Annotated in this window: 19 protein-coding genes and 1 pseudogene; 1 reads left to right on the forward strand and 19 read right to left on the reverse strand. The window is 61.5% G+C overall.

From position 1 onward, the window contains the following. The 5 genes and pseudogenes from E4L96_RS15770 to E4L96_RS15790 all read right to left on the reverse strand — a co-directional run. A pseudogene (locus E4L96_RS15770) lies at positions 1–240 on the reverse strand (flagellar biosynthesis protein FlhF); the annotation flags it as partial. Between the two features lie 366 nt (positions 241–606). Then, positions 607–2718 carry a flagellar biosynthesis protein FlhA gene (gene flhA / locus E4L96_RS15775; protein ID WP_135208172.1) on the reverse strand — a complete coding sequence of 704 codons (2112 nt, stop codon included), beginning with the start codon at positions 2716–2718 and terminating at the stop codon, positions 607–609. A 21-nt stretch (positions 2719–2739) separates the two neighbouring features. Then, on the reverse strand, positions 2740–3912 hold the full coding sequence (flhB, locus tag E4L96_RS15780; protein WP_135208173.1) for a flagellar biosynthesis protein FlhB: 1173 nt from the start codon (positions 3910–3912) through the stop codon (positions 2740–2742). A 159-nt stretch (positions 3913–4071) separates the two neighbouring features. Continuing rightward, complete coding sequence (locus tag E4L96_RS15785) at positions 4072–4785, reverse strand: hypothetical protein (RefSeq protein WP_135208174.1); 714 nt, start codon at positions 4783–4785, stop codon at positions 4072–4074. A gap of 18 nt (positions 4786–4803) precedes the next feature. Continuing rightward, positions 4804–6969, reverse strand: a complete 2166-nt coding sequence (locus E4L96_RS15790) for a YjbH domain-containing protein (RefSeq protein WP_167758710.1) — start codon at positions 6967–6969, stop codon at positions 4804–4806. A gap of 629 nt (positions 6970–7598) precedes the next feature. Here E4L96_RS15790 and E4L96_RS15795 point away from each other — a divergent pair. Continuing rightward, the gene (locus E4L96_RS15795) at positions 7599–9269 is read left to right on the forward strand and encodes a polysaccharide biosynthesis protein (RefSeq protein ID WP_229414530.1); all 1671 of its coding nucleotides are present in this window, start codon (positions 7599–7601) and stop codon (positions 9267–9269) included. 181 nt (positions 9270–9450) lie between these two features. Here E4L96_RS15795 and E4L96_RS15800 read toward each other — a convergent pair whose 3' ends face one another. From E4L96_RS15800 to E4L96_RS15865, 14 genes are all read right to left on the reverse strand, one after another. Continuing rightward, positions 9451–10011, reverse strand: a complete 561-nt coding sequence (locus E4L96_RS15800) for a sugar transferase (protein ID WP_135208177.1) — start codon at positions 10009–10011, stop codon at positions 9451–9453. A gap of 8 nt (positions 10012–10019) precedes the next feature. Further along, complete coding sequence (locus E4L96_RS15805; RefSeq protein WP_135208178.1) at positions 10020–10955, reverse strand: UDP-glucose 4-epimerase family protein; 936 nt, start codon at positions 10953–10955, stop codon at positions 10020–10022. Continuing rightward, positions 10952–12133, reverse strand: coding sequence for a glycosyltransferase family 4 protein (locus tag E4L96_RS15810; protein ID WP_229414532.1), 1182 nt, complete (start codon positions 12131–12133; stop codon positions 10952–10954). Before E4L96_RS15810 ends, E4L96_RS15805 begins: the two co-directional genes overlap by 4 nt. Further along, positions 12127–14058, reverse strand: coding sequence for an asparagine synthase (glutamine-hydrolyzing) (gene asnB / locus E4L96_RS15815; RefSeq protein ID WP_135208179.1), 1932 nt, complete (start codon positions 14056–14058; stop codon positions 12127–12129). Before asnB ends, E4L96_RS15810 begins: the two co-directional genes overlap by 7 nt. A 2-nt stretch (positions 14059–14060) precedes the next feature. Further along, positions 14061–14807, reverse strand: coding sequence for a DUF2334 domain-containing protein (locus tag E4L96_RS15820; RefSeq protein ID WP_135208180.1), 747 nt, complete (start codon positions 14805–14807; stop codon positions 14061–14063). After that, positions 14807–15391, reverse strand: coding sequence for a class I SAM-dependent methyltransferase (locus tag E4L96_RS15825; RefSeq protein ID WP_135208181.1), 585 nt, complete (start codon positions 15389–15391; stop codon positions 14807–14809). The genes E4L96_RS15820 and E4L96_RS15825 overlap by 1 nt, the downstream gene beginning before the upstream one ends. Before the next feature lie 7 nt (positions 15392–15398). Next, on the reverse strand, positions 15399–16145 hold the full coding sequence (locus E4L96_RS15830; protein WP_135208182.1) for a GNAT family N-acetyltransferase: 747 nt from the start codon (positions 16143–16145) through the stop codon (positions 15399–15401). Next, positions 16139–17287: a glycosyltransferase family 4 protein gene (locus tag E4L96_RS15835; RefSeq protein WP_135208183.1), complete on the reverse strand. Its 1149-nt coding sequence runs from the start codon at positions 17285–17287 to the stop codon at positions 16139–16141. The genes E4L96_RS15830 and E4L96_RS15835 overlap by 7 nt, the downstream gene beginning before the upstream one ends. Then, on the reverse strand, positions 17284–18282 hold the full coding sequence (locus E4L96_RS15840; RefSeq protein ID WP_135208184.1) for an EpsG family protein: 999 nt from the start codon (positions 18280–18282) through the stop codon (positions 17284–17286). Before E4L96_RS15840 ends, E4L96_RS15835 begins: the two co-directional genes overlap by 4 nt. Beyond that, positions 18267–19064, reverse strand: coding sequence for a glycosyltransferase family 2 protein (locus E4L96_RS15845; RefSeq protein ID WP_135208185.1), 798 nt, complete (start codon positions 19062–19064; stop codon positions 18267–18269). Before E4L96_RS15845 ends, E4L96_RS15840 begins: the two co-directional genes overlap by 16 nt. Further along, positions 19061–21403: a polysaccharide pyruvyl transferase family protein gene (locus tag E4L96_RS15850; RefSeq protein WP_135208186.1), complete on the reverse strand. Its 2343-nt coding sequence runs from the start codon at positions 21401–21403 to the stop codon at positions 19061–19063. The genes E4L96_RS15845 and E4L96_RS15850 overlap by 4 nt, the downstream gene beginning before the upstream one ends. A gap of 42 nt (positions 21404–21445) precedes the next feature. Continuing rightward, entirely contained in the window at positions 21446–22540 is a 1095-nt protein-coding gene (locus tag E4L96_RS15855; RefSeq protein WP_135208187.1) for a GNVR domain-containing protein, read from the reverse strand. 20 nt (positions 22541–22560) lie between these two features. Further along, entirely contained in the window at positions 22561–24594 is a 2034-nt protein-coding gene (locus E4L96_RS15860; protein ID WP_229414533.1) for a polysaccharide biosynthesis/export family protein, read from the reverse strand. A 563-nt stretch (positions 24595–25157) separates the two neighbouring features. After that, positions 25158–25877, reverse strand: coding sequence for a pseudouridine synthase (locus tag E4L96_RS15865; RefSeq protein WP_135208188.1), 720 nt, complete (start codon positions 25875–25877; stop codon positions 25158–25160). Between the last annotated feature and the right edge of the window lie 156 nt (positions 25878–26033).

A 26033-nucleotide genomic window follows, 5' to 3' on the forward strand; every position in this document is an offset into this window, starting at 1 on the left:
GGCCGGGCTGCGGGCAGGCGGCGTGGCGGCGGACGGTTCCGGCATGTCCAGGTGCGGCTGCGGCTGGGCCATGTCGGCATGGGGGGCGATGCTGGCGACGTCGTCGTTGGCGAGGGCCAGGATTTCGACGATGCCGTCAACCGGGCGGTTGGAGAGGATCACGGCATCGGGGCCGAGGGCCTCGCGGACCTTGCGCAGCGCTTCTCGTGCCGTGGGCGCTGTAAATCGTTTGACGTTCATCTTATTCGACTCCGGGAGCTTGCGGCCGCCGCGCCCCACTGCGCAGCCGGCCCATCTCACAGGAGCCATTATTCCCGATACCCCAGAGAAACCATCCCCCGAAAAGCGGCCAAAAAGCCGCTCATTCCCCCACCGCTATCCCCAGTTATACACCGGGGTCAGGCCCCAGTGGATAACCTCGGGGTCAGGCCCCTCTCTAAAACAGGGGCCTGACCCCGAGCTTTTTGACAATTGGTGCAACTGCCGGAGTTAAGGGAGGTCTGCTGGATGAGAGCGGCGGGAAGTGTGAAGTAACCGGTTGCGGAGTGAAGGGTGGGGTCAGGCCCCGTCTATGAGACGCGGGCCTGACCCCGGGGTTGACTTATATCAAGCGGGGGCGCCGACGAGGCTGGTGACGCGGATGGTTTTCGTTTCCGGGATCTCGGAGTGCGAGAGGACCTTCAGCTGTGGCAGGCCGCGGCGCAGGAAACGGGACAGCAGGGTCCGCAACGGGGCGGGCACCAGCAGCACCGGCGTCAGGCCCAGCTGCTCCTGCTGGGCGGCGGCGGCACCGGCTTGCATGGCCAGGGTGTCGGCCAGGCCCGGCTCGATTCCGGCCACGTCGCCCCCGCCAGCCATCGCTTGCATCAGCAGGCGTTCGAGGCGGTTGTCGAGGGTCATCACGGCCAGCTCGTTGGTGCCCGGGAACAGCTGCTGCACGATGGCGCGGCCCAGGGCGATGCGCACCTGCGCAGTCAGCTCGTTCGGGTCGGCCGTGTGGGCGGCGAACTCGCTCAGCGTCTCGATGATGGTCCGCATGTCGCGGATGTGCACGCCCTCGCCCAGCAGGTTCTGCAGCACTTTCTGCAGCGCGGACAAGGTCACCACCTTCGGCACCAGGTCTTCCACCAGCTTCGGCGTGTCCTTGGCCAGGTGGTCCAGCAGCGCCTGCACTTCCATGCGGCCCAGCAGCTCGCTCGCATGCGTGGTGATCAAATGGTTCAGGTGAGTCGCGATGACGGTGCCCGCGTCGACCACGGTGTAGCCCATGTTCTGCGCGTCGTCGCGCAGGCCGGCGTCGATCCAGATCGCCGGCAGGCCGAACGCGGGGTCGGTCGTGACCAGGCCCGGCAGCGTGCCGGTGGCCATGCCGGGGTTGATCGCCAGGAATTGCCCGTTCATCGCCTCGCCCGCGCCCACTTCCACGCCCTTGAGCGTGATCCGGTAGGCGGACGGCTTCAGTTCCAGGTTGTCGCGGATGTGCACCGGCGGCGCCAAAAAGCCCACTTCCTGCGCGAACTTCTTGCGGATGCCCTTGATGCGCTTGAGCAGCTCGCCGCCCTGCCCCTTGTCCACCAGCGGAATCAGGCGGTAGCCCACTTCCAGCCCCAGGGTGTCGACCGGCATGACATCCTTCCAGGTCGCTTCTTCGTTTTCGGGGGCAGCGGCAGCCGCGGCGGCGGCAGCGGCGGGCGCGGCGGCGGCAGCTTCCTCGGCGGCCACCACGGCCTGCTTCTGGCGCTTGTTCAGCACGTACGCGGCGCCGCCCAGCACGCCGGCCAGCATCAGGAACACCACATTCGGCATGCCCGGAATGATGCCCATGCCGCCGATGATGCCGGCGGTGATCGCCAGCACCTGCGGCTTGGCGAACAGCTGCCCCACCACCTGGGTGCCGACGTCCTGGTCGGACGCGACGCGCGACACCACCACACCGGCCGCGGTCGAGATGATCAGCGACGGCAGCTGGGCCACCAGGCCGTCACCGATGGCCAGCAGGGTGTAGTTCTTCATCGCGTCCGCGAACGCCATGTCGTGCTGCAGAATACCGATGACCAGGCCGCCGATCACGTTGATCAAGGTCACCATGATGCCGGCCACCGCGTCGCCGCGCACGTACTTGGAGGCACCGTCCATGGCGCCGTAGAACTCGGCTTCCTGCGCGACTTCCTGGCGGCGGCGCTTGGCGTCCTGCTCGCCGATCAGGCCGGCGTTCAGGTCGGCGTCGATCGCCATCTGCTTGCCCGGCATCGCGTCCAGGGCGAAGCGCGCGCCGACCTCGGCGATACGGCCCGCGCCCTTGGTCACCACGGTGAAGTTAATGATGGTCAGGATCACAAACACGACGATACCGACCGTGTAGTTGCCGCCGATGAGGAAGTGGCCGAACGCTTCGATCACGTGGCCGGCCGCGGCGCCGCCGGTGTGGCCCTCGGTCAGCACCACGCGCGTGGAGGCCACGTTCAGCGACAGGCGCAGCATGGTCGAGACCAGCAGGATGGCCGGGAAGGCCATGAAGTCGAGCGGCTTGACCGTGTACAGGCTGGTCAGCAGCACGATCACCGACAGCGCGATGTTGAAAGTGAAGAACAGGTCGAGCACGAAGGCGGGCAACGGCAGGACCATCATCGCCAGCAGCAGGACGATGAGGATCGGCGCGGCCAGCGCCTTGCTGTTGCCCTTGCCGAGCAGGCCGGACAGCCATGGTGGCATCTTCATTCTTCGTTACTCCGTCAATTCTCAGTGCAGATCGTTGTTCTTTTGCGACGCCGGATTGAACGGGTCGAGCTCCGGCGGCACCGGCAGGCGGTTGCCATTCGGACGGTCCGGATATTGGCCGCCCTCCTTCTTGTACTTGCGCAGCTGGAAGACGTAGGCCAGTACTTCGGCCACGGCGGAGAACAGCGCTTCCGGAATCTCTTCGTCAATGTCGGTGTGCTTGTACAGGGCACGCGCCAGGGCCGGAGCCTCCAACAGCGCGACGTTGTGTTCCTTGGCCAGTTCGCGGATCTTGGCCGCCACTTCGTCGGTACCCTTGGCCACCACGCGCGGGGCGCCGCGCTGGCCGTCGGTGTACTTCAGCGCGACGGCGAAGTGGGTCGGGTTGGTGACCACCACATCCGCGGTCGGCACGTTCTGCATCATGCGGCGCTTGGCCATCTCGCGCTGCATCTGGCGGATCTTGCCCTTGATCTGAGGGTTGCCTTCCGCTTCTTTCGATTCCTGGATGACTTCCTGGCGGGTCATCTTCAGCTTGTTGGCGTAGTGCCAGATCTGGTAGGGGCCGTCGATCGCGGCAATCACGCCGAGCGCGCCGACCATGAACAGGAAGGCCATGGCGATCAGCTGCATCATATGGGCGCTGCCCTGCCCCAGCGGCTCGACCGCCAGGCCGACCACGGCGTCCTTCTGGCTCAGCACCACCAGGTAGGCGACCGCGCCCACCGCGACCGCCTTGGCGACCGCCTTGACCAGTTCCACCAGCGCGTTCTTGGAGAACATGTTGGCCATGCCCTGGATCGGGTTGAGCTTCATGAAATTCGGCATGAAGGCCTTGGACGAGAACAGCCAGCCGCCGATCAGCAGCGGCGAGCCCAGCGCCACCAGCATGATCAGGCCGGCCAGCGGCAGGCAGGCCAGCATGACGGAGCCGATGTCCGCGCCAACGCGTTCGATGAGGAGCTGGGGGTTGTAGACCTGGTCGCGGGTCAGGGACAGGCCGCCGCGCAGGGTGGCCGACAGTTCGCGCACCAGCGAGCCGCCGGTGAACCACAGGCCGGCGCCTGCGGTCATCAGGACGGCAAAGGTCGCCAGTTCCCGGCTGCGGGGAACGTCGCCTTCTTCACGCGCCTGCTCGAGGCGCTTCGCTGACGCTGGTTCGGTCTTTTCTGCGTCGCTGTCTTCCGCTGCCATGCCCGATAACTCCTGTTGTGACAGGTGAGATTATTCGGGAAATTGCTCTTGGGCTATGCGGGGAACAGGATGGGAAAAGCGGGCTTTCTCCCGCTGGAAAAACAAACCGCGGGAAAGCCCGCGGTTTGGTTGCCAGACTGGCCAGTCGGCCAAGGCCGATTACTGGCCGCCGGTGCCGCCGGTGACGACGTGCTGGGCTGCGTTGGCAGTCGCGGCAGCGACCACGTTGGCGGCCGGGGTGCCGGCGGTGGTGATCACGCCGCGCAGCTTCAGCGCGTCCAGGATCTGGTCCTGGGCGTTGTTGGCCGAGCTGGTCGCGGTCTTGGCCTGCAGCGGTCCGGTCAGGAAGTCCGCCGGGACGATCAGGTCTCCGATGAACGGCTTGATCGACGCGATCACCTGGCCGACCGATGCGCTCAGCACGGTCGGATTGGTCATGACCGTGGCCACGTTCGGGCTATTCACGAAAGCGGACGCGGACGCGCCAGCGCCCACACCGGTCTGCACGCCGATGTAGCTGACCAGCAATTCGGTCAGCGGGGTCACGTTGGCATGCGCGCCGTCGCCCTGGGCGATCGAACGCAGCGAGCCGCCGGTGGTCAGCACGGTGATCACGCACGGGCCGGCCTGGGTGTTCTGCACGGTCAGCGAGTAAGTGCCGTCCGGACCGGTCGTACCGTTGGCCGAGCCGCCCTTGCAGGTCATGGTGATGGTGGCGCCGGAAATCGCCAGGCCAGTCGCCGCAGTGCCGCTGACGGTGATCTTGTTGGTGGTCGGGGTGTCGCTGCCGCCGCCGCAGGCAACGAGGGTGGCGGCGAGGCCGGCCGTGGCCAGCAGTTTCACGATGTGTTTTTGACCGGACAGAGCTTTCATGACTTCCTTTCGATTGGATTAATTTTTTTGCGGAACTGCTTCAAGTGGCCTCGCATAAGTGAAATACGCTTCACGCATACGCGGTAATTGGGACATAAAGTATTCGCGTCCGAGCCGTCCCTGATTCAACACATTGACGCGGGCACTATAAACCATTGGTAACTCTTCAACAACGCCTGGCGTAATGCAGTTGCATTCCCCGCTACGCGCCCATTTGGTTTCGACCTTGAACGGGAAATAGCTGGAACCTTCCAGATGCGTCCAGCCGGGCATCATGCCCTGGCGCGGGGTGAGCGGGAATGCCAGGCTGAACCCGACGCGCGATTCGATATCGCTCTTGCGCAGGTACACCTGGGCCTGTACATCGCCGAACCAGCGGCTCATCTGGAAAGTCGGGCCACGGTCGCCGCCCACATAGCGGCTGTAGCCGAGCTCCATGGTGAGATCGAGCGGCTGATAGAAGTACAGGTAAGACAGGCTGCCGTAGTGCTGGATCGAGCGATAGCCGTAATAATCCTTGTGCTGCAGGCGCGTGACTTGCAGGCGCACCTGGTCCTGGCGGTTCGGCACGAACCAGGTGGTTTCGTTCTGCAGGCCCAGGTCGCCATATTGCAGGCGGCCCCCGCTGACGATATTGAGTACCTGGTCGCCGAGCCAGATCGCCTGGCTGGCCATTACCGCTTTCACGCCGTTGCGCTGCTGGGCATAGCCGAGGAAGCCATGGGCCACGTTTTCCGATTCGGCCACCGTGGAGACCACGCTGGCGGTCAATTCGGCACCGCGCCACAGCGGCACGAACAGCTGGGTATTTGCGGCCAGCGAATAATCGAACACACCGAGCTCGGTGCCGACGAACTTGACCAGGCTGGGGTCGATGCGGATGCGCGACCAGCCGTGCGCGCTCTCGGCGCTGCTCAGCCAGCGCACATCGGCCCCAGCGGGACGGTAGGCAAACGCCAGTTCCGGCCGCACCTCGTACGGTTCGCCGCCGCGCAGGAATTCCGCGAACGCCGCCGCCGGCACACTCACCTGGTACACGGCCAGGCCAGCCTTCTTGACGGTCACAGCGATCCTCGACACCTCGGCAGGAGCCGCTCGTGCAGCCAGGCCCAGCGCGACGCCAACCGCGTCCGCCTCATTGCGGTTATAGCGGTGGTTTTCGAATTCGACCACCAGTTCGGTGCCGTGCAAACCGATGCGCACCCGCTCCAGTCCGGCGGCAGCCAAGTGGGCCTGCAATGCGGCGTGGTCGATGACGATCTGGGGCACGGGGGTGGCTGCGCCTGCCGTCGCGGCGGCTGCTGCGGCCTGCGCCGCACCCGGCTGCTGGCTCGCCAGCGCCGCCATGCGCGGCGGCGGGGTCCACACGGGCTCGTCTTCCGGCCGCACCTGGCGGATGGCCCGTGCATTGCTGCCGAAAGGAATGGCGAGCTGCAACGCCACCGCGGACCGGTCGAAGCTGCGGCCATCCGGTCCGTGGGCGCCAAACGCCCGCTGCACACTCACGCTGGCGCGCACATTGCCAAAGCGGCGAAGCGCCGCGCTCTCGAAGCGCAGGCCCGCCGTGGTGGAACGATCGGCGCGCTCGACCAAGGCGGACACGCCGGTGTCCCACAAGCGCAGGGCCGCTCCGCCAAACGTCCCGTTGAGGTAGCTCGCGCCATGAGCCCGGCCGATTGTGACCTGCAGTGGACCGAATTCGTCGCTCACGACCACGTAATTGCTGCGGAAGGTCGGGGCGCCGCCACCCAGGTCGTTCCGCCCAAGGGCGATGTCGGGCTGATTACGGAACAGCTTGGGCAGCGCGAATTTGATATTGGCGGACAGATCGCGGGTGCCGAGGTCCCGATTTTCGTTGCGCGGATAATTGGCGAGCCGCCCCGACACCTCCACATACGGCAGCAGTCCGATGCCCATCTGGTAATTCTGGCCGCGGTGGCGATTGGTGAATTCGGCTTCCCGGTCATTATTCAAGCCAATTACCACGTCGCCATCCGGCAGCACGCTGCCATAGGGGATATTCAGGCCGCCCGACGTTCCGGACGTCGACAAAACCTGGGAATAAGCGGGGAGCAGCGGGAATGCGGCAAGCAGCAGGGCCAGCGCGCGTGGACGGCACTTCAAATAACTCTCCAGAGATAGACGGCGCCTCATTCTAGGGCAACGGGTTGCCTTTTGGAACATGTGTTGCGGCGCAACGACTGTCTTCGATCGACACGCCATTCCATATCGCGAAATCCTCTCACGCTAATTGTCACCAATTGTTGTCCAACGATTTTGCAACGCCACAGCGCACGCTTGAGCAGTCAAGCAGCAAAGTCACCCCAAAAAGATGCCTTGCGGCAATTTCTAGTGTCTTCTACGACATAATTCACTCCCCCCTTGTAGGAGGGAACCTACAGGTTTCACGACACTTGCCGTTCGGAATCCTGTACGATCTTACCTGTGTGACAACTAGGCAATGTCGCATAGCAACAGAACGCTTTGCGTTCCCCAAAACAAATGTTGCGCCTAATCGCCGGGTTGCTCTCCCTGATTAATCGCCCCTAAAAAACGGGCATCGAGTCTCGGTTCTGATGAAAAGACGTTTTCTGAATCTTCCGCGTTACCAGAAGCAAATCCTCGCTGCGGCGTTCGATTTCTTTTGCCTGCCGCTTATCTTTATTATTTCGCTTCTGCTAGATACCGGCTCGAGCACGCCTCCGGCATCGTACGTACAATTCGCGATGATCGCGGGTATTTTGTCCATTCCCCTGTTCATTCGTCTCGGCCTTTACCGCGCCGTGATCCGTTATATCGATCACCAGATTATCGTGACCGTATTGACGGGCGTTGCACATTCGGTGGCCGCGCTGGCGATCGCTTATGCGGCCGTATTTACTTCCGTACCCTCGCCCACGCTGTTTTGTATTTACGGTCTGAATACCATTCTGTACCTTCTGGCGAGCCGTTTTGCGGCCCGCGGGTATTTCCTGGGCGAGCGCCGCGCGCGCTTGCGGGCGCAGCCAGTCCTGATCTATGGCGCCGGTACCGCCGGCAATGCGCTCGCCAGCGCGCTCATGGCGGCCGGTGAATACTTCCCGGTCGGCTTCGTCGACGACAACCCCCAAGTCAAGGACACGACGATTGCCGGCATCAAGGTCTACGGACCGGATGCGATGTCGCGGCTCCTTTCCAGGCACGGCATCAAGACGGTGCTACTGGCCATACCGTCGCTGTCGCGGCGCCGCCAGCGCGAGCTGGTCGATGCGCTGACCGAACTGCGCGTCAAGCTCAAGGTCACGCCGTCCATCAACAACCTGGTGCGCGGACACGCCCGCGTGGACGATGTGCGCCAGATCGAAATCGAAGACCTGCTCAGCCGCGACCAGGTCCAGCCGAACAGCGAGCTGCTGGCCAGCGCCATCCGTGGCAAATCCGTCCTGGTCAGCGGCGCGGGCGGTTCCATCGGTTCCGAGCTGTGCCGCCAGATCGTGACGCACCGCCCTGCCCGGCTGGTGCTGCTGGAGTCCAGCGAGTATGGGCTGTACGCGGTGGAGCAGGAGCTCAACGAGCTGTGCGAGGCAGCAGGCCACGCGGTGGAAATCATCCCCTGCCTCGGTTCCGTGCTGGACCGGCCGCGCTGCGAGCAGATCATGCGTGCCTTCGGCGTCTCGTCGGTGTATCACGCGGCGGCGTACAAGCATGTGCCTTTGGTGGAGTACAACCCGATCCAGGGCCTGCGCAACAACGTGTTCGGCACGCTGGAACTGGCCCGGGCCGCGCAGGCCTGCGCCGTCAGCAGCTTCGTGCTGGTCTCGACCGACAAGGCCGTGCGCCCCACCAACGTGATGGGGGCCAGCAAGCGCTTGGCCGAGCTGATTCTCCAGGCCTTTGCGCGTCAGCCGGGGCCGACGCGGTTCTCGATGGTCCGCTTTGGCAACGTGCTGGGTTCGTCGGGCTCGGTGGTGCCGCTGTTCCGCAAGCAGATCGCCGCGGGCGGTCCGGTCACGCTCACCCACCCGGAGATCACGCGCTACTTCATGACCATTCCGGAAGCAGCCCAGCTGGTGATCCAGGCTGGCGCGCTGGCCGAGGGCGGCGACGTGTTCGTGCTGGACATGGGCGAGCCCGTGAAGATCGCCGATCTCGCGCGCAAGATGATTCACCTGAGCGGCATGGAAGTGGCCGATGGCACCACGCCGAACGGCATCGAGATCCGTTACGTGGGGCTGCGCCCAGGCGAGAAGCTGTACGAGGAACTGCTCATCGGTGACAACGTGTTCGGCACCGAGCACCCGCTGATCATGCGGGCGCGCGAGAACGAGATCGAGTGGGTTTTCCTGGAGAAGATGCTGAAGCAGCTGGATGAGGCATGCAATCGTGATGACCACGAGCTGATCCGTGCGCAGCTGATGAAGATTGTTAGCGAGTACCGCCCCTCCTCGGAAATCGCGGACGCAGTTTGGAGCCGCGACTCCGGTCCGCTCCACGCGGCCAAATAAATCCACAGCTAGATGAACGCCACCGCAGTTTAGCGAGCCGGTTGAACCGCGGCGGACTCACTGTTCAGGGACATTGATCCACGGCCGCGCGCAGAGTCACGGTCAGATCAGCTTACGGGGCAGCCGCCGTCAATTCGGGAGCCTCACGACCGCATTTCGCCGCCCATCGGGTCGCCCGGGATCAATGTGACACGCCGTCCCGGCGCGCCACTTTCAATGCTGTCATCACGATGATTTTCATATCGAAGCACAGGGATTGCGAACGTACGTAGTCCTCGTCGAGCTGTACTTTTTCCGGAATAGGGAGTTCATCGCGGCCGTTGATCTGGGCCCATCCGGTCAACCCTGGTCGCACCCGGTGCACTTCGCGTTCCGTACGCAAATTGATCAGGTCCTCTTGATTGAAGAGCGCCGGGCGCGGCCCTACTATGCTCATATCCCCTTTAAGGATGCACCACAGCTGAGGGATTTCATCCAGGCTGGACCTGCGCAAGAAACTACCGATCGGGGTCAGAAACTGTTTTGGGTCATGCAGCAAATGGGTTGCAACCACCGGGGTATCAACACGCATGGTCCGCAACTTGGGCATGGAGAATATGCGGTTGTCCCGGCCCACTCGGTTGGACCAATACATGACGGGGCCAGGCGAAGTCAGCTTGACCAGCACAGCGAGGACAAGTAAAGGCCCTAGGAAGAACGCCGCCGCCAACAGGCCCAACAGGAGATCGAGAAGTCGTTTCATGAACGTGCCTAATGTTGTACGAGAAAAGCTTTGACACACCGGTCGATGGCCGCGGCCGGACTGATGACAGGCCTCCAGTTGAGCACGTCGAGCGTGCTCCCTATATCGACCTGAAGGGATCCAAGAAGGCGCTCGGCAACTGCGCGCTTGCCCAGCATGGCGGCCCCAACCAGCATGAGCCCTACAGGCACCGGCACCAGCCGGGGCGTCTGGCCAAGCGCTGCAGCGATATGTCGCACCAAGTCTCCGATGCTGAGGTCTTCGTTATCGGAGACGAGGAAAGTTTGCCCCGGAGCGTTGGGATGGTCCAGGCAGGTGATCAAGAGGTCGACCAGGTTGTCGAGAGCGACCATGCTACGAGCGTTGCGCACTGAGCCGAAGGGCAAGGGCCAGCCCTGTTGGACCAATCTGATCAAATTGAGGAAATTCGCTTTTACGCCGGGCCCATAAACAAGACACGGCCGCACGCTGACCACTTCCAGCCCCGTCTCGCTTGCAATTCGTGCGAGGCAGCGCTCCGCGTCCAGCTTCGAGACCCCATAGCCGTCGACTGGCGCGGGAGCGTCATCCGCGCGAAAAGGCGCACCACGGGTGCCTTCACCGTTCACTTTGACGCTGCTGGCGAATACGAATCGGCGGATGCCGGCCGCGGCGGCGGCACGCGCCAGACCTTCGGTTGCCTCGACATTGACTTGCCGATAGACCGCCAATGGATCGGGCGCGCTGTCGGACATCACATGTACTCGTGCCGCCAGATGAATGACAGCGGTACACCCGTCGAGCGCCTGCGTCCAGTTGGTGTCCCGGCCAAGATCGCCAACAGCCACTTGTCCTGGTTGGGGATTTCTCCTCACGGCACCGCGCAGGGCGGTTCCGCGGCGGGCCAGCTCTGCACATACGGCCCGGCCCACAAACCCGTTCGCGCCAGTGACGAGGACAGTCATCGGTTTGCCCCCGATAAGAGTTCCTGGTACAGCCCCAGGGTGTGGCGCGCCACGGCGGTGTCGGAGAAATCGTTCACCACCATGGCTCGCCCCGCCATTCCCATGCGGACGCGCCTTTCGCTGTCCAACAGCAGTTGCTGTAACGCGTGCGCCAGGGCTTGCGCATCCTGTGCCGGCACCAGCATGCCGTTCACTCCATGGCGGACGATTTCCCGACACCCCGGGACATCCGTCGTTACGATGGCACGGCCGCAGGCGGCAGCTTCCAGCAGCGCTTTGGGGAGGCCTTCCCGATAGGATGGCAGGCACACAATATGGCTGGCCGCGAACACGGCCGGCATGTCACTGCGGCGTCCCCACCATTCAACCACGCCTTCCCTGACCCAACCGGACAGCTCTGTTTCCGTCAGTGCTGCCGGGTTGCACGAGTCGCACCCACCAACCAGAACAAAACGTGCAACCATCCCGCGTCGCTTCAATAGCCGCGCTGCATCAACAAATTCCGCAACGCCCTTGTCGCGCAACATGCGTGCGGGGAGCACCACCAGCGGGACCCCTTCGGGCTCCGCGGCCACGTCGTATTCACGGGTATCCACGCCAGCGCCGCGGATCAGACGCAGTGACTGTTGACGCACCCCCGCCTCCTCCACCATCAGCGAACAGTCATCCGGATTCTGGAGAATCAGCACCTGGTTGGGTGCACCCAGCAAACCACGGAATGCCGCGAGCACAAGCCGTCGCATGATGCCGCGACGGGCTGACTTCCCGGTAAAGATGGCGCCCATGCCTCCGAGAGCGTTCACGACCGCCGGCACCCGGACCAGCTTCGAAACGAGGGAGCCATACACCACGGGCTTGATCGCGACGTGGTGCACGACATCCGGTTTCACTTGCCGGTAGATTCTCCAGAGATCGAAGACGGCCGTGCATTCCGCGAGCAGGCCAACAGACGAGCGCTTCAGCCGCCACGGATGCAGTTCAATTCCGGCGGCCTCGATGTACGCGCCATGCTCAGCAACGTTTGTTGCGACTGCGACCCGCATCCCCTGTTGAACTGCCGCGACCGCCAAATGCAGTCTGTGGGAACAGAAGTACCAGTCTTCGGTAACCACGAACAGCAACTGGCGTTCAGCAAGCGCCCCCTCGGTGGCCTTGACTTCGCGGCCGCTCATCAGCATGCGCTACCCGCTTTCTGCCGGTGCAGCCATGAGTTGAACATCAACACACTCCACAAATGATTGGACCAATTGCGTTCCCCCGCCAGATGCTGGCGCCAGCGTCTGCGCACCACGGAAACATTCAGCAAGCCGTCTTTCCGCAGCGTTTCTTCGCTGAGGAGATCCTCCACCCAAGCCCTCAGCGGACCGCGCATCCAGTCGCCGACTGGAACACCGAACCCCATTTTCGGCCGCTCGATCAGCTCGGCTGGAACGCTGCGGTAGAGTAATTGCCGAAGCGGCCACTTGGGCGCACCGTGCCGAGTCCGGATCGAATGCGGCAGACTCAGTGCAAACTCGACGATACGGTGGTCGAGCAGGGGCACGCGGGTCTCCAGCGAAACCGCCATCGATGCCCGATCGACCTTGGCCAGAATGTCGTCCGGGAGATACGTCAACAGGTCGGCGCGCATGAGCTGGGGTACCAGCGGGGCTTGCGGGTCGCCCCGGCCGTCCAGTGGAGTCAGCAGCACCGCATCGTGGTTGAGCACCACTTCGTCCTCGTAATCCCAATCGGATATCAGGCGCAGGTACAGGTCCATTGGGGCAGCCGCGGCCAGGAGGCGCGAGCCTTTATGCAATCGGTCCCCTAACTGCCTGGTACGGCGCAATGCGGCCACATTCCACAGCTGCGGCGGCACAGCGCGGATGGCACGACCACACATGCGCCGTACACCCAGAGGTATGCGCTGCTGCCGCGTCCAGAGGCGCTCGGCCATGGCATACCGGCCATAACCGGCAAAGAGTTCGTCCCCCCCATCTCCCGATAGCGCAACCGTAACATCCCGACGTGCAAGCTTGGCCACGAGGTAGGTTGGGATCTGCGAGCTGTCCGAGAATGGCTCGTCGAAGAAGTCCGGCAAATGAGGAATCGTCGCGCGCGCATCCTCCGGCGTGACGTACAGCTCGGTATGCTCCGTACCAAGATGGCGAGCTACCGCTTTTGCATGATGCGCTTCATTAAAGGCCGCCTCTTGAAAACCGATGCTGAATGTACGAACAGACCGGCTCGACTGCGCCTGCATTGCGGCCACAACCGTCGATGAATCAATGCCGCCCGACAGGAATGCGCCAAGCGGAACATCTGCCATCATCTGTTGGCCCACGGCCGAAGCGACCAGGCGCCCCAATGCCTCCACGGCCTCGTCCGGGGACCCTGCAAACGGCTGCGCCAAGCCAGCCGCTGCGGCCTGCTCTACGCCCCAATAGCGGGTCACCTCGCAGGCACGGCTGGGAAGCTTCAGGGTGAGCACCGTGCCCGGCAGCAGCTTCTGGATGCCCTCATAGATGGTATGAGGCGCCGTGATATATCCGTGCCTGAGCTGCAGAGCCAGCGCCCCGGAGTGCACGCCGGCATGGAAACGCGGGTGCGCGCGCAGCGCTTTCAATTCCGACCCAAACAAGAACGTGTCACCCTGCCAACCGTAGTACAACGGCTTTTCACCGAGCCGATCGCGTACCAGCGAGAGCTCCCGGCGCTCGCGGTCCCACAGAGCAATCGCAAACATGCCCTGGCAACGCCGCAACGTGGCTTCAAGCCCCCAGCGCTCGATGCCCGCCAACAAAGTCTCTGTGTCGGAACTGCCGCGCCATCCGATCGCGTCGCCCAGCTCAGCCCGAAGTGCCCGGTGGTTATAGATCTCGCCGTTGAACACAATCACATATCGTTCGCCGGAAGAAGCCATGGGTTGATGACCCGCGGGGCTGAGATCCACGATCGCAAGCCGACGATGGCCCAGGGCGACTTCGGCCGCTGCGTCCACCCAATGGCCGTAATCGTCCGGCCCTCTGGCTGCGATCGCAGACGCCATGCGAACGACGGTTTCGACCGCGCGATCCTTCGTGGTGACGCCACCAAACCCCACATATCCAACAATACCGCACATGTTCAGGTTTTCCCGGGAATGTGGCGCAGCGCCCGGGCCGCACGCAAAGCCCATTCGCTTCCATGCCGCATGACGGCCGGGATCAGAGGAAATGGACTGCGTACCGACGACGCCTCGGCAAAACTGATGATCCGATGACGCTGGGTGCGGATGAAGCGGATTGCCCGCTCGACGGCTTCTATAGACATATTGTTGGAGTGCAGGCAGATCGTGTACACGCCCAACCCGAAGTGCTTCGGGCTCGAGAATAACTGCGGCACTGCCAGCATTCCTCTCAAGCGGTATGGGTAGCACCCATACCCATCGGTAACGGCGGTGAATCCCAAGTTTGCAAGTGCCCGCAACGTGTTGTCATCAAACGAGTGGCCGGGCGCCATGAAGACGGGCTCCCAAACCCCTTCGCTTTCGAGTATCGCCTTCCCGGCGCTCAGCTTTTCGAGCTGCAGCGCGTAGGGAAGGTCCGCGAACTCCGAGCGCTTATTGATGCCAAGCAGGCCGCTGTCAAGGGTGGCGTATTCATGGGTATACCCGTGTTGCGCGATCGTCCAGCCTGCGTCCTTCCAGCGACGTACTTCGGCCCAGAACTGCGGCCGGGCATCATCGACATTCAGTTTCGTGTCGCGGCAATCCGGGACGACGCCGACGAGGTAGTGCAGTCCCAGTTCATCGGCCAGATCGATGAATGGCTGAAATGCGTCCCAACGCATTCGCGGGGTGACATCATCGAAGCGGATCAGAAACTTCGGCATCAATCGGTCTCCGCCTGCACGTCGATGACATACAGCCCATGATGGGGCGCGCGCAGACTCCTCGACGAGACACTGCAATGATGCGCCTCCTTGAACACATTCACATGCATCGGGTTGTAATAAACGATTCGAATGTTCCGCCTAGATGCTCTCGCGCAGCTTCTTACGGCGGCGAGGAAGCCCTTCATCACCGGCTCGGAAAACGGGTTGAACATATAGACCAGCGTGGTCTCGGGAGGTAGGAGTTGGCACGCGTCGCCACAGCGAATCTCGACATTGCGGTAGCGCGACAGCCGTTTCGCGGTTTCGCTGGCAACCTCGGGATCAAGCTCGATCCCGACGATTCGCGAGCCGGGAAAGCGGCTCAACCAGTAATTCAGAACCCGTCCTTTTCCACATCCGACATCCACCAGTACTGACGCTTGAGGCAATTCGTCAGCGAAAATTTCCTCCAGCGCCGCATAGTCGGAATTGGCGGTGTCATAGGCGCCCGTGTCGCCAAACGGCGTTTTCTTGACTCCCCCCAGGAATTGCCCATACCGCAAATCACGAGCCAGGTTTTTGAGTAAGCGCGCTAGATTCATGTGGGACTCATTTGCGTCGAAAAAACGAAACCATCCGGAGCAGACCCAGAGCCATACGTCCGCGCACCGACGTCGCACACATATCGTTGAACTCGGTCATGACTACGGCGCCGAAGGACAGCTTGAATTCATCAATGGACTGCAATTCCCGGCTTCCTGAAATCCCCCCAAAGTCGTACACCTTGAAACCACTGGACTTGAAGTGATTGATCATGCGCCAATGCAGGAGCTTGTTAATACGGCCTGTGAGCTGGCGGATCTGCTCGTCACGCCGCGCGGCGGAATAGAGGAGCCGCGCGCGCGTGCCGTCACAGATATAGGCGTGAGCTGCCATAAGGCCATGTTCCGAGTGTGACGCTGCGACCAGCCGCAGCCCGCCCGCCGCCGCAAGCGCTTTCAGCTTCAAGGAATTCCCGGGGCGTATGCGCTTCGCAAACGCAAACTCGTTGTAGAAGGCCAAGAAGGTGTCGATGGCGGCACCGTTCGGCTGGTCTTCGATAACGAAACTGGCAGAATCGCGTTGATCCGCACGCCGGATTTCATAGGCGACCTGCTTGCGCATCCGGCTCAGCAGATCGTCCCGGTCGAAGCCGAGATCGACCACGCAAGTCCGGAACTCCACTGCCCGTGGACTGGTCCGCTGGGCAGACTGCAGGTAGAGCACCACATCTGCCGTGGCCTCCACGTGACGCTGATCCGCGAAATACAGTTCGCACAGGGACAGCCCCCTCATTCGGCGATAGGCAATCAACATGCGTTCACCTCGCCGCCGCCCGCTCGAAGACTGGAATACAGAGCGTCGAACTGCTCGACACACGCTTGCATGGAAAACTGCCCTTCGACAACGCTGCGTGCGAGGCGCCCGAGTTCACGCCGTTCAATATCCGTGCGGCGGGCCATTTCGATCAGCGCGGCGGCCAAGCCTTCTGCATCACCGGAGGGAACCACAGTGCCGGTTGCCCCGACCAGGAGGGCTGCATCTCCAACATCGGTCACCACGCAAGGGACCTCGCAGCACATGGCCTCGGCGACAATATTCGGGAATCCTTCGCTGAGCGAATGCATGCAGAGAATATCGGTCGCTGCCAGCAATGCCTCCACATCCCGGACCTCGCCGAGAAGATGGAACCGCTCTGGCGCGCCGCTGGCGACGGTCAAACCGTGCAGCTCCTGATTTGATGGATGGACATGCCGCCCTGCCATGACAAACACGGCCTTAGGCAGAGCGTTGCAGGCGCTGGCCGCCGCTTCCAGAAATAGCGGGTGATTTTTAACGGGGTGATAGCGACCGATGCTGGCGATGACCAGCGCGTCGGCCGGTATCCCCATGCGGGCTCGAAAATCCGCGCGCCTGCCGTCATCCCGCCGGAATCGCTGTAAGTCGAACCCGTTGGGAATAACCCGCATGATGTCGGCGCGATATCCGATCGCCGCATGGCTCCGGCGGGATGCATCGGCGGCGCACAAAATAATCGATGGAACGGTTCCGGAAAGGCGAGCACACATCCACCGAATGAGGCGCGTCAACTGCCCGCTGGTGGCGGCGATTTCTGTAGTACGGATCCCCCAAACCACATAAGACACACCGGCAAGCTTCGCCACAAGTCCTCCAAGCAGATCCGCGTGGTACATCCAGGTCTGAACAATCTCGGGCTTGCGTTCTTTGAACAGTCGCACCAGCCGGGCAATCGCCGACGGGAGCATGGCTGGAGACACCATATCCAGCGCGATCACTTCCACCCCTGCGCGTCTCAAGCCTTCCCCCACCGAACCAATGGACGTCAGGCTGACCACCAAGTCCGCCGCACCGGTTTGCCCCTGCCGTTGCAATACCACTCTCTGCAACATTAATTCAGCACCACCAATATCGAGACCCGTAATAACGTGGATAATCAAGCCCGCCCCTCCCCGCTCGTCTGCCCGGCCCGTAAAGGCACGACGATCAGCGCTGCCCCCATTACCCACGACCAGAGGAAGAACCGGTCGTGGTACGGCATCATGGCCGTGAGCGTTGCCAGCCCGTTGATCATGAAGTACACACGGAATATCCGCTGCGAATACAGCGTCCGAGGGTCAGCATGCGAGACCCGCAAAAAGATCAGCAAGCGCGGTAGTAGCACGAAGAAGGTGGACACGAGAAGAAAACCGGGCTTGAAACCCACTGTGTACACCAGATCGGCGTTCTCATTCATCGCCTCGAGGGTCGCCACGTTCAAACCGGCCATCTCGTACATATGCTTTCCTATCTCACCCGTGATGCCGAGCACATAGCCAACCGTCAAAAGCAGCCAGGCCTGGAAGGCAAACCGCGGCCAGCGCCAAGTGGCGCCTTCAAGTGCCACCGCGAGCAATGCGAAAATCGACGAGTAGTGAAACAGGAGCATGAGCGCGACAAATACGTAAGTGCCGCGGGCACGATACTCCGCAAATCCGTCGCGGGCCAGAAACCGGAAGAAAAAAATGGTCGCCACGCCCTGTCGGATCACCACGGCGGAAATCGAGTGGAACGGAGGGAACAGGAAAAAGAAGAGCAATGCGACCAGACCGCAAAACCATTCCCGGCCGCAGTACCGTAACAAGAGCAAAAAAAAGCTCCATAGGATCACTAGATCGACGAGCCGGAGAAATGTGGAGAAGTCCATGACGTGGCTGCAGAACCACGTGAGCAGCACAAACCCCGGCTCATAACGCAGCATGAGACCGGGGACGTCGATCAGCGAGAAATTGTTGTAAATGGACTCGTAGATCCCCAGATCGGAAAACGGATTAATGCCCCGGATGGGCGCGAGATAGGACACAACCGCTGTAATTAGCAGGGCGGAAGAAAAGAACAGGGCCGTCCATGCGCTGAGGCCGGGTTGCGGGGAAGCTCCTCTCATAGCGGCAACCACGACCAGATCTTGGCCTTCGCGAGGCGCATGACTTGCACAAGTAATGCAGCCGATGAAAGCACTGCACGATGCTCGCGAATGACCCGCGAATGGCCGACCGCAAGTTCATGGTAGCGTTTGCGCAGCCCGGCCCGGGATGAGAGTCGATCATCGTGCCCGGTATGATAGCGACGCGCGTGCACTTGATGTACGGTTCCCGCCGCGCTGCGAAGCATGCGCATATAGCTGAGGCTTTCATACCCCCTCAAGTCCTCATCATACGGACACGCGCGAAATAGTTCCGCTAGCACGACGGGGAGCTTTTCCCCGCCCGTTTCTCCCAAGAGCAAACCGTCCAGGTTGAAGCTTCTTGATCGCCCGTCTCCGGGTAGACATATCTCTTCGTCGCGCACACACTCAAAAAATTGAAGTGGCGAGTTGTCATGGGCTTCGATCTTCTGGCTGACTTGGCGAGCGTTTTGAGGAAGCAACTCATCATCCGAATCGAGAAAGACAATCCATTTCCCGGCACATGCGAAGGCTCCGGTGTTCTTCGCCGCGCACACCCCGCGGTTGCGCAGATGTGTAATCAACCGGACATGCAAGAGCGTCGGTTCAGCTGGAAACAGCCAGCCCATGGCGATGGCCGAAGAACGATCGGTTGAGCCATCATCAACAACGACGACCTCCACAGGTTCGGCCAGAGCCCTCGCAAAAGCATCCGCGGAGCGCAGCGCCCGGTCGAGGCACCATTCCCGGTTATAGACCGGCACCACAATCGAAAAGCGATAGGACTGAATCATGTGGCACTCAGCTCCGACCCATTTGCGATAGCCGCATGCGGCCGCGTCTCCAGCATGTACATGATGACATCGCGGATTGCGTCGGCGGCACGCCCCTTTTCGTTACGGACTTCCACACCATGGCCGAATGACTCAGCGGACTTCAGGAAATCGACAAAAGACCCGGGCGAACGCCGATTCTCCCCTGGCCAACCGAGTTCGCTCAGGCAGTCAGTACACTTCGTATGATGTTGAAGGAGGTAGAACGGTATGCCGAGAATGGCTGCAATGATTGCGCCATGCAGCCTGGCAGTGACGACGTAGTCGAACCCCTCCACCCAGCGCAGGAAATCCGCGATGTCGCCTGAATACTGACGCGCGATAGGATCGGGGCGTCCTCCGCCAGGCTGGAAGGAGCAGACCTCGAACTTCCAGCCCCGGCGCTGCGCCACCGCTCGGGCGTCATCAAGCAGTCTGGCTTGTACGTCCGCCCAGGCGCCGGTTAGCGGCACCGGCACAAATAGGACCCGCGTGCTCTCCCTGGCGCCTTGCGTGACATCCGCTCCCAGAGACAGGGAGAAAACGATATCGCTAGTGAGTTCCGCCCGCAGGCCTGCGTCTTGCAAGAGACTGAGAGAGCGCTGGTCCCGCACGTGCATGAGCTCAAAGATTCGGCAGTAGTCGATAACCTGCCGCTGTCCGGCAGCATCCTTGAAGGGTCCGATTGAGATACCCAGTCCGATGAACCGCACTCCCGCTGCTACCAGCATACGATCCAGCGCGATACGCGAATTCGATGGTTCAGAAAACAGGGATCCACCGGCAAAGAGAACGAAGTCTGCCGCTGCAGAGTAATAGAACTTGAGCAAGCTCCGAAAGAATCGACCCGCCGCATTGTCCGCACGATAAAGTGCTGGAAGCGCACGCGCCGCCAAGGGAAAACACTCTCTGGGGACACCTTCTAACGGTGTCCCCAGATAAGTCACGGTCACCTGGCCTTGAGCCAGCTTCTGTAGCGGCTCATCGACTGCACAAATGAACAGGTCGTCGCCAAGGTTCTGGAATCCATAGTATCCGCACACAACGACCTTCTTGTGCATCCGCCCCCGCGCCCGTTGAACGCGCCACCACCTGAGCAACCTGAGTGGCCACCCAGCATAAAGGCAGGAAAAGACCTCATATCCCGTCATGCGTTCCTTGCTAAGCCGGCCCACGAAAGTCCAGGCAAAGCCGAACATTAACAGTGATTCGCCGGTGAGAAATCCAGAATAGATTCCGTAAATTCCAAAGGCTCGAGCGAACAACAAGGACACCAGCAGGCCCGCCGCGTACGCGCCAAGGGATATGGCATTCTTCCGCCAGATCGTATCCTCGAGGTTGATAGAGATTCCGAGCGCCGTTGAAAATGCACGGATGACGACGATCGGAAGCATCAGGATCGAAAGCGCGAGCAGATGATCATATTTCCGCAGATCGAAGACGAACTGATAGCCGAATCGAATCGTCAGGAAGGCGCAGCAGGCGATAAGAACGCTCAGCAGCGCTGCATTGCGGATCGCGCCAAGAACAAAACCGAGCGCATCCTTGCGCCCCGCGGTCCACTTGGAATAAAAAGTTCCTTGATGGTATACGGAGAAATAGGCCGAATAGATCATAGTGCTGACTGTAACGATCATGAGCGCGAGCGAATACTCAGCCACTGCCTTCAGTTCGCCCAGATGTCCCAGGATCAGAGTGCCGGCTTGAAGATTTGCCAAAAATAGAATGCTGCTCAGCCAGAACGGGATCGACCGGGGGTCGAAAATAGCGCGCATCTGGAAGGCGAAGGCGCGGCGCCGCCAGGCGAACCACACGAAAGCAGCTCCATATGCCAGCAGTCCAGTGCCGGCCATCAAAAGCAGAGCTCTGTCGCGTGCTCCCGACAGCAAAATATAGACTGCCAGCAGAATGTATAGGAGGCTCGTCGGCTTTCCGGCAAACGCCAGGGCTCGAAATCGGCCGTCCACCCGAAAATATACGGACAAGTACTCGCTGACGATCATCGACAATCCTAGCGGGAGCGCAACATAAACGAATCCGCCGCTCACCGGTGGATAGAACGCAGCAATGCACATGATGAGTGCAACAAAAGCGACACCTGACAGCAAGAGCGGCGCCGCATTGACCCGCACTCTATTCAGAACTGCTTCGCGCAACTCATGCTCGGTTCGACCGATGAGGCAGAAAAACACCAGCATTGAGACTAGATTCGTCGTGTACACAATCTCACCGTACTCGCCTGGTGCGAACAGATGAGACAGCTGAACCATCGCAATGTAGGCGATGATATTAACGATCGAGATCAGAATCGTGTATCTCATTCGCCCAGCTTTGGCTCGATCACAAAGAGCATAGACAAAGGTTCAAGTGGCGCGTTGGCGCCGCAGATGTGCGAGTTGTTCAGCCAAGACCAGCCAGGCCAGGGCGAGCAACAAACCGGCGCAACCAGCCGCAAGCGCGATAAGAGCCCTTGCGGGCTTGGCCTTGCGTTCCGGCTCAACCGCCTTATCCAACACCTGCACGATGGAAGAGTCCTTGGTCTCGTCGAGGCGGGCAATCTCGTACTGCTTCGAGAGCAATTCGTACAGCATCTGGTGGTACTTCACGTCCCGAAGCAACTTTATATTCTCCAGACCGTTCGCCGTCCCCACGACTTCTTCCGACTTCCCGCCACCGTTTTCCAGTTTGCTCAGCTCAAGCCGAGCGCTCGCAATCGCCTCATCAACGCGCTTCAGATCCGAATTGTTAGCAGTCACAAACGCCGCCAGAGTGCGGCGTTCGATCTCTTTTGCCGACACCAGTGCCCTTAGGCGGGCGACGGTTTCAACGATCGAGCGGCTTTCGGCATCCACGCTGATCACACCGCGTGCACCCATCGCTTTTTTAAGCGTCACTTCGGCACGAGCCAGGTTTTCCTTGCTCTGTTCCAACTGACGCTCGAAAAAAAGCCGCCGCTGACCAGCCTCGGTGACGGCCAGCGTTTTGGTCAGTTTCAGGAGCTCATCGGCATACGCATTGGCAATGGCCGCGGCGCGTTTTGGATCGGTGTCCTCAACCTCGATGTTGATGAGCCCATCCTTACCGGTCGTGATCGAGGTGTTTTCGTCCAGCTCATTGCGAGTCGAGTCCATCAGCTTGTGGCCATAGACATCTTTGAGATGAAACCGGGCGATCAGACTGTCGGCAATGGTTCTGCTGTGCAGCATTCCGACGTACAGGTCGTTGGGATTCTTGATACCAGCGGCGCCGGCCGCTGCGCTTGCCACGCCGCCAAGTTGGGCGAGTAGTGCAGCTGCACCGCTCTGCGCTTGTTGCGGTGGGAGTATTTTCGTGTTCGCACGATAGATGTTCGGGAACAGCCAAGCCACACTGAAGCTTATCAGGAGACAAATCCCGAACGCCGAGGCGAGATATCGCCAACGTTTCAAGCTCAGCTCAAGGAGGTCTAGGACAGTCATTTCTTTCTCCGCGGCGCTGTTCACTTGAGAACCTTGATGGCGGCGGCACCCAGACCAAAGTTAGCCAGGATTTGCGACCACTCCTTCACACCACCTACAAAGCGCGTCCATGCCGTCTCAGCGCTGACCTTTTCCGGCACTACGATCATGTCTCCCGGCATGACCACCAGCGATTCCACGCCGCGAGAGAACCAGCGCCCATCGCCCGTGCTCGCTACCGAGCCATCGGCGCGCAGCACGAATGTCTCGGAGCGGTCGGCGCTTTGCGCGACGCCTGCGCTGCGCAGGTAGTCGCCCACCGTCAGGTCTGGCTTCCACAGCGCGGCCGACTCGGTGTTGACCGCGCCGACGATCTGCACGAAGTCAGGACGCTGTGGGATGACCAGGCGGTCGCCACTCTGCATCTTCAGGGACGGCAAGCGGTTGAACGAGCGGTCCTCCGCGCTCAGGCCAAAGCCAATGCGGCCGGTCGGATGCAATTCGCGCAGGCGCGCGATCGCCATTTGGGCGGAAGCGGCATTGGCAGCGCGGCGCGACTCCATCAGCTGTGCATCGGCTGGCGAGCTAGCCGTGGCCGCCGACAACGAAGTCAGCTGCGAATTGCGCAGGTCGCGCTCGAGGCGCTGCGCCACCTTGTCCAGGTTCACTTCCTGCTCGCGGCGTACCTGCTCACGGTACAGCGCCGTCCCGAACAGGTAGGCGTTCGAGGTCGGACCGCCGGCCTTGGCCAGCAGCGTCTGCAGCGTATCGCCCGGCGTCATCTGGTAGATCCCCGGCACATTGACTTCGCCTTCGACGCGCACGTAGATCTGGCGACGCTCGGCCGGCACCAGCACGTCTTTCTGCGAGAAGATCGTCACCGCATCGCCTGGTTGCAGTTCGACGTTGTCGGGGCCGTTCGGGTTGCGGAACACGCCGCCGAGGTTGAACGGAATAACCGACACCGTCAGGGTGTTCGGATCACGCCGTTGGATCACCGCGTATTCCCAGTTGATGTCGTCGCCGTTTTCAATGACGCTGTCCACCGAGCTGGGCGCAGTAAGCTGCTGTCCGACCTCGCCGTTCCGCTTCCGCAGCACCGTACGCGACAACAGCAGTTCCTTGCTGCCGATGAGGTCGAGCACATGCATGCCCGGCCGGAACGGCGCACGCTGCGGCTGGTCGACATATCCACGCAGCACGACCGCATTGGCGAAATCCGGCGTGATCGACAGCACGTTGACCAGGTCCCCGCTGCGCAGGCCAATCTTGAGGCCCTGCTGGTCCAGCGCGAACTCTTCCACAGTACGCGGCTGCTTTTGCGTCGGATCGATCCGTTCCAGCAAGACGCGGCGCGGGTCGGCCAGCACCGGCATGCCGCCGGCGTTGTCGAGCAGCGTCGCCAGAGTGTCCTGCTTGCTGAGCAGTTCGTAGATGGCCGGGTTGTTCACGGTGCCCATCAGCGCCACATAGCCAAGCGCCGGCGGAATATAAATCGTGTCGCCGTCGAGCAGACGGATGTCGTTGCCCTTGTCGCCTTTGGCGATGAAGGAATACAGGTCGAGGTCGGCCATGACGCGGCCGCCACGCTTCACCTGCACGTGGCGCAAGCTGCCGGTGGCATTCGGCCCGCCGCTGGCGAACAGCGCGGTGACCAGCGTTGACGAGCTGGACACGGTGTAGGTGCCCGGACGGCTGGCCTGCCCCACCACATAGATGGTGATCGAGCGCAGCTGGCCGAAACTCACATTCAGCGTGACACCCTTGTACAGGCGGTCGACGGCCGCGCGCACCACGCCGGGCGCCTCGCCGGCGCGCACGCCGCCGAGCGCCACGGTTCCAATGGTCGGCATAGTAATGTTGCCGTTGCGGTCAATGGTGGCGCGGAAGTCGATGTCCACCGAGCCCCAGCCGCGGACCAGCACTTCATCGCCCGGCCCCAGCGGGTAGTCGCTGGCGACTGGTGCGTTCAGGATCGGCGCAAAGGTCGACGGTGCTTTTTCGAAGAACTCGCTGCCGAAGAGCGGCAACATCTTGCCCGTGCTCTCATGCACGAACTTCTGGAATTCGTTCACCTGACGCTTCTGGGGCCCGACGGCGTCAGCCGCAACCTGTTGCTGCAACACATCGCGCGCACCGGTATTTGCTTGCAGCCGCGGAGACACGCTGGCGTCCGTCGCCTGGCTGGCCGCGTTGCTGATACGGATACGGCCCGGCATGCTGGCGCCAGCATTGACCGGCACATCCCCCACACTGACCGGAGACTGGTCGATACTGCTGCGCGGGTCCGGCAGATCCGCTTTGTTAATTGCGGATTCTTGGGCGTGCGCAAAAAGGGAGGCTGTGGCCAGTACGAGGGCCAGAACACCAGAGACGTGTCGCATGAGGGACTTGAGGTAACTGAAGGGGCTTGAAACGTAGGACAAATCTTACTTTACCGCAGTGATTTGCCTAACTGAAAAGTGAACAAAAGTGACCCATCTACAACGTTTATCGCTGTAGAGAAACCTAAACATTGCAAATTGATAAAGATAGTACCGCGTTCTTTACTTCAACGCAACAGATTTAACGTTTGAAAGTTTACCTCAGGGAACGCGTGCGTAGGAGCAGTCCCACCCTGCTCCCACCCCGCGAGGGGTCAACTGGAGGGCGCCAGTTTGGCCAGGTCGGCCGCAGTGAGGTGGACCCATTCGCCTTCGGCCAGGCCCAGGCTCGCCAGTTCCAGGCCGCCGATGGCGGACCGGTTCAGGGCCGCGCAATGATTGCCGGCCGCGGCCAGCATGCGCTTGACCTGGTGATACTTGCCCTGCTCCAGCACAATCTCCAGCAGGTGCTCGCCGCGCTGCACGCAATGGATGGCGGCGATGGGTGCGGGCTCGTCGTGCAGCTGCACGCCGCCCAGCAGGTGCTGGATCAGCGCGTCGGTGACGGGTTCGGCCGTAGTGGCCTGGTAGACCTTGGGTACATGCCGCTTGGGCGAGGACTGGGCGTGGATGAAGGCGCCGTCGTCGGACAGCAGCAGCAAGCCGGTTGTGTCATGGTCCAGGCGGCCGACGGGTTGCACCTCGCGCCAGGTAAATTGTTCCGGCAGCAGTGTCAGAATACTCGGATGGTGGCTCGGCTTACGGGAGCACTCATAGTCGGCCGGTTTGTTCAGGGCGATATACACGTGCTCGCGGTACAGCCACTCCTCGCCGAACACGGTCAGCATCAAATTGTCAGTTCCGACCGCGGCCTTATAGTCGTCAATCACCTCGCCATTGACGCTCACCTCACCATCTTCAATCAAAGCGCGACAGTATTTGCGCGTTCCGAACCCCTGCGACTGCAGAATGCGGTCCAATGTCAGTTTCTTCATGGCGGCACTTTAACAGATCGCCGCGCTGAAACAGATGTTCACTTTGTCCTAGCAAACGTTTGAGCAATCTCAAATCTCCTACCTTTCCGGTAGTTAAACTCTGTTTCGACGTTAGGAATTTCCTTACCCAACTTCCAGATCAACTCAGCAAAGGAC

Source organism: Zemynaea arenosa, from assembly GCF_004614185.1.
GTDB lineage: Bacteria > Pseudomonadota > Gammaproteobacteria > Burkholderiales > Burkholderiaceae_D > Telluria > Telluria arenosa.

Bases quoted from the DNA above. Each gene is read 5' to 3' on its own strand.
- E4L96_RS15790 (WP_167758710.1), bottom strand. From the start codon at position 6,969: ATGTTCCAAAAGGCAACCCGTTGCCCTAGAATGAGGCGCCGTCTATCT.
- E4L96_RS15820 (WP_135208180.1), bottom strand. From the start codon at position 14,807: ATGCCGAAGTTTCTGATCCGCTTCGATGATGTCACCCCGCGAATGCGT.
- E4L96_RS15855 (WP_135208187.1), bottom strand. From the start codon at position 22,540: ATGACTGTCCTAGACCTCCTTGAGCTGAGCTTGAAACGTTGGCGATAT.
- E4L96_RS15805 (WP_135208178.1), bottom strand. From the start codon at position 10,955: ATGACTGTCCTCGTCACTGGCGCGAACGGGTTTGTGGGCCGGGCCGTA.
- flhA (WP_135208172.1), bottom strand. From the start codon at position 2,718: ATGAAGATGCCACCATGGCTGTCCGGCCTGCTCGGCAAGGGCAACAGC.
- E4L96_RS15800 (WP_135208177.1), bottom strand. From the start codon at position 10,011: ATGAAACGACTTCTCGATCTCCTGTTGGGCCTGTTGGCGGCGGCGTTC.
- flhB (WP_135208173.1), bottom strand. From the start codon at position 3,912: ATGGCAGCGGAAGACAGCGACGCAGAAAAGACCGAACCAGCGTCAGCG.
- E4L96_RS15830 (WP_135208182.1), bottom strand. From the start codon at position 16,145: ATGTTGATTGCCTATCGCCGAATGAGGGGGCTGTCCCTGTGCGAACTG.
- E4L96_RS15850 (WP_135208186.1), bottom strand. From the start codon at position 21,403: ATGAGATACACGATTCTGATCTCGATCGTTAATATCATCGCCTACATT.
- E4L96_RS15825 (WP_135208181.1), bottom strand. From the start codon at position 15,391: ATGAATCTAGCGCGCTTACTCAAAAACCTGGCTCGTGATTTGCGGTAT.
- asnB (WP_135208179.1), bottom strand. From the start codon at position 14,058: ATGTGCGGTATTGTTGGATATGTGGGGTTTGGTGGCGTCACCACGAAG.
- E4L96_RS15810 (WP_229414532.1), bottom strand. From the start codon at position 12,133: ATGCTGATGAGCGGCCGCGAAGTCAAGGCCACCGAGGGGGCGCTTGCT.
- E4L96_RS15785 (WP_135208174.1), bottom strand. From the start codon at position 4,785: ATGAAAGCTCTGTCCGGTCAAAAACACATCGTGAAACTGCTGGCCACG.
- E4L96_RS15845 (WP_135208185.1), bottom strand. From the start codon at position 19,064: ATGATTCAGTCCTATCGCTTTTCGATTGTGGTGCCGGTCTATAACCGG.
- E4L96_RS15865 (WP_135208188.1), bottom strand. From the start codon at position 25,877: ATGAAGAAACTGACATTGGACCGCATTCTGCAGTCGCAGGGGTTCGGA.